This window comes from Pseudoflavonifractor sp. An184, assembly GCF_002160305.1.
Lineage (GTDB): Bacteria > Bacillota > Clostridia > Oscillospirales > Oscillospiraceae > Lawsonibacter > Lawsonibacter pullicola.
The window spans coordinates 1-2,206 of sequence record NZ_NFKI01000119.1 but is presented as its reverse complement, the minus strand read 5'-3'; the positions used below and the strand labels follow the sequence as shown (position 1 = coordinate 2,206).

Here is a 2,206-nt window from a genome sequence, read left to right as displayed (position 1 = left end):
TTTTCGCCGCCAGGCGGAAACGGAGTGGAGTGGACTCAAGGTGAATTGGCCCGAAGGGACAAGAGAAGGTGGCCTGGGCCATTGCGACGACGAGCCGCCATGGGCAAAGGAACTCGCCGCCCGCAGGCGGCGAAATCCCCTGCGAAAACCTTCCGGAGCGGCGCGCCGAGGTCGTCGCGCCCTACAAGGATGCAGGAAAAAGACTATTTCTTCCCCTGCCCCTCCCGGGCGGCAAAGCTCTGGTTGATCCGCTCCCCGGAGTTGTGGATGAGCTGGAGCATGGACTGGTACAGGACGGGGTAGTCCCGGGCCAGGGCGGCGTGGTCCATCTCGGGCATCTTCCCTTTGGCTTTGGCGTGGGCGGCCAGGGCGTCGGAGAGCTCCACCTCGCTCAGGTGCATGTCGGCGTCGGCCAGACCGGCCATAAAGTGCCGCTGGGAGACGGAGAAGAAGTCCGGGTTGTTCTCCGGGTTGGCGTGGTACAGGTGCCGGTAGACCTTATAGAGGGCGGTGGACAGGTAGTTGGATGCGGCCCGGATGGCCTCCCGGCTGCCCGTCTTGCCCAGCAGGTCGAAGAGCATGCCCACCGAGTTCACCAGCAGCTTCTTGGACAGCAGGGCCAGCACCGACCCCCGCATGGAGTTGTCCTTCTCGTCGCTGATGTCATAGAGCTCCTCAGTACCGATGGTGGTGCCGTCCCGGGTGAGGGTCCGGCCCAGCAGGTAGTCGGCGGACACCCCGTAGTAGTCGCAGGCCTTGACCACGAAGGTCAGGCCCGGCTCCCGGATGCCGTTTTCGTAGTGGGACAGCAGGGCCTGGGAGATACCCAGGACTCCGGCGGCGGTGCGCTGGCTGACCCCTTTTTCCTGCCGCAGAAGGGACAGGGTGCGGGAAAATTCTGCGTTCAAATTTCTCACCTCAAACGAAAATCAATACACTTGGTATAGTATAAACGATGGTATACCTGTCGTAAAGAGCATATTTCTTTTTTCTGCAAAATTTTTGCATAAAACGATTGAAATTATCGCAAAATGGAAGGGCAGTTTCCCTTGCATTTTGCGTCGGAAAATGCTACCATAGACCCTGAAAACAGGTGTTTTCCCGCTTTCAAGTTTTGTCTGGAAGGAATGGTTCACAATGTTCAAGAAACTAATCAGCATTCTGAAAGAGCATCCCCGCAAGATCGTCTTTACCGAGGGCACCGACCCCCGCATTCTGGAGGCCTCCGCCCGCCTGCTGTCCGGTACGTTCCTGACCCCCATCCTGCTGGGAAATGAGGACGAGGTCCGCGCCGCCGCCGAGGACGCCGGCTTCAACATCCGGGGCGCCGTCATCATCGACCCGGAGAAGTATGAGAACATGGAGGCCATGGTGGCCAAGATGGTGGAGCTGCGCAAGGGCAAGATGACCGAGGACGAGGTCCGGGCCGCCCTGAAGAAGAGCAACTACTTCGGCACCATGCTGGTGGCCATGGGTGAGGCCGACGCCCTGCTGGGCGGCGCCACCTACTCCACCGCCGACACCGTCCGTCCCGCCCTGCAGCTGGTGAAGACCAAGCCCGGCAACAAGATCGTCTCCTCCTGCTTCATTCTGGTGCGCCCCTCCGCCACCGGCGACAACGACGTGCTGGCCATGGGCGACTGCGCCATCAACATCAAGCCCAACGAGGACGAGCTGGTGGAGATCGCCGTGGAGACCGCCAAGTGCGCCCGGATCTTCGGCGTGGACCCCAAGGTGGCCTTCCTGAGTTACTCCACCTTCGGCTCCGGCAAGGGCGAGGACGTGGACAAGATGCGCAACGCCTGCGAGAAGACCAAGGCCGCCATGCCCGACGTGCCTGTGGACGGCGAGATGCAGTTCGACGCCGCCGTCTCCCCCCGCGTGGCTCAGACCAAGTGCCCCGACTCCAAGGTGGCCGGCTACGCCAACACCTTCATCTTCCCCGACATCAACGCCGGCAACATCGGCTACAAGATCGCCCAGCGCCTGGGCTCCTTCGAGGCCTACGGCCCCATCCTGCTGGGCCTGAACGCCCCCATCAACGACCTGTCCCGCGGCTGCAACGCCCAGGAGGTCTATTCCATGGCCATCATCACCGCTGCTCTGGCCGGGAACTGAGCTTTTACCGCAAACTTTCTTGGCGGGCCCCCATTGGGGGCCCGCTTCGCTTTGGCTTCGCGGCCATGGAATAGACCTCGGGGCCCCA

Annotated in this window: 2 protein-coding genes; one reads left to right on the top strand and one right to left on the bottom strand. The window is 61.7% G+C overall.

The features are described 5' to 3' along the window. Nucleotides 1-203 precede the first annotated feature (203 nt). A complete protein-coding gene (locus B5F19_RS16625) occupies nucleotides 204-917 on the bottom strand; it encodes a helix-turn-helix transcriptional regulator (RefSeq protein WP_242972865.1) in 714 nt (237 codons plus the stop codon). Nucleotides 918-1,137: 220 nt separating this feature from the next. Between B5F19_RS16625 and pta the strand changes: the two genes are divergently transcribed. After that, the gene (gene pta, locus B5F19_RS16620; protein WP_087292852.1) at nucleotides 1,138-2,118 is read left to right on the top strand and encodes a phosphate acetyltransferase; all 981 of its coding nucleotides are present in this window, start codon (nucleotides 1,138-1,140) and stop codon (nucleotides 2,116-2,118) included. The last annotated feature ends 88 nt before the right edge of the window (nucleotides 2,119-2,206 follow it).